Source organism: Priestia sp. P5_B4, from assembly GCF_056400385.1.
Map to the genome: position 1 here is coordinate 1 of NZ_JBFULJ010000828.1, position 1,695 is coordinate 1,695.

1 protein-coding gene and 1 tRNA gene are annotated in these 1,695 nt (G+C 35.7%); one reads left to right on the plus strand and one right to left on the minus strand.

Translation table 11 applies throughout. From position 1 onward, the window contains the following. Positions 1–9 precede the first annotated feature (9 nt). The gene (locus AC1DRF_RS26405) at positions 10–1,311 is read left to right on the plus strand and encodes a replication protein (protein WP_427077096.1); all 1,302 of its coding nucleotides are present in this window, start codon (positions 10–12) and stop codon (positions 1,309–1,311) included. Between the two features lie 66 nt (positions 1,312–1,377). Here AC1DRF_RS26405 and AC1DRF_RS26410 read toward each other — a convergent pair. Continuing rightward, positions 1,378–1,460: transfer RNA gene (locus AC1DRF_RS26410), tRNA-OTHER, on the minus strand. Positions 1,461–1,695: the final 235 nt, after the last annotated feature.

Below are 1,695 nucleotides of genomic sequence, written 5' to 3' on the forward strand. Positions count from 1 at the left end.
GATGAACAAATGACAAAAATATTAACCTGCTATTTAAGAGATGTAGACACCTTCAACGGACGGTTTAAGTGGTTATGGAAGAACAAATCCACACTTCGGAAAAAGAAAGAAGAGTTTTTAGAAATTATTCGTACCCATTATAAACAGAACCAATCAGCCATACATAAAGAATTTCCTAAAAAAAGAATGGAAATGCTCGATCATGTCATCTATAACCTAGTGGCTACAGGCATCCAAGCCATTCGTTCTGAAACGCTCATGAAGAAATTTGAAGTTTCTAAAAGTACGGTTTCTCGTTTTGTACGTTCGTTAAAAGCGACACCGTTTGTTCTTGTAGCACGTTACATTAAGGAGGATGCAACAGGTACTCATCCTGATAGCTATGTATTTATTCTTAAAAGCCATAAGAACTTTAATCACATTTGTGAAGAAATCTTTTTTGCCCATGATACAACAGGTATACAAACGGTCCAACAAGAAGAAATGACAACTCCCGTGACGCTTCCTGTGATGTATCCTGAAAGTGCTGAAAACGTTGATACAACAAGCGTAAAGGCCGACAAATCACCTGGTGCCTTTATTAACCTTGATTTACCTGTAAATCATATAAATAATCATTTAATGTCTGCTTTACAGTCATTTACTTATATCAAAGGCGTTCCTAAGAAAGTCAATCAAGTCTACGCAGGTAAGTATGGTCATCAATTAAAAGACTTTTATGCTCGCATTCAAAATGCTGCAAAAACGGTCAAACGAGATACAGAGATTGATATTACTAAAGGGCAAGTACATGAAATTGCGTATACATCTATTATTGGATTAGACAAATATGTACATGAAGCTAATCATAAAGGCAAGTCTTTGTCCTTAGATAATATGTGCCAATTACTCTATAAAATTGCGAAAAACCAATTCTATCAGTTGGTTGATCCTAAAAACCAGGATTATTCATCAGTATATCCAACTTATGAGGAAGTTATACATAAAGAAGAGTCATCAACAAAATTGTTTATACCAAAACATATTATCCGTAAAGAAATCGTTCCTGATTGGTTAAAGGGTGAGCAGGATCAAGAAATGGGTACACAAGAAACAGAAGTGACACTGGAACAACAGCTTGAAGTGATCCATCTAAAGCAAGACCTAGGGCAAAAACTTACACCAGAAGAGGAATGCTTGCTGCAAGAACACTGCTCTACGTACAGTTCATTAGAAATGGTGGAACTGAAACAAGATTTAGGACAAGCATTAACACCTGAGGAGCAAGATTTATTGCACCAATATGCTAAATTAAAGGAACCAGCTTCTTAATTTTTAAAAATAGCTAAAGTACAGCAAGGACTTTCACTATTTCTAACGTATTCAGTGTTTTAAGAGAGGACTTGGCAGGATTTGAACCTGCAAGACACCAAAGTTGTATAGTGTAATACGACTGGCTGCTCTGCCATTGAGCTACAAGTATGCACATAGTCTTTGTTTATATGTACGATAGGAGAAAATGTAAAAAGTGAGAAATCCCTTAGAAGCTAAATTATTATTAGGATATGTTTATTTAGAACACTGTTCTAAATAATAAATAAATTTGTATCTACGCAGGAGGAGAACATTATGCCACATAAAATTACGTTAACCGGATCAGCCACAGGACCACTACGAGAATACGATCGCTATGTTGCCTTTGATATGCGTGAAAAA

Excerpts from the sequence above, each read along its gene's own strand:
- AC1DRF_RS26405 (WP_427077096.1), top strand. The coding sequence starts at position 10 with ATGACAAAAATATTAACCTGCTATTTAAGAGATGTAGACACCTTCAAC.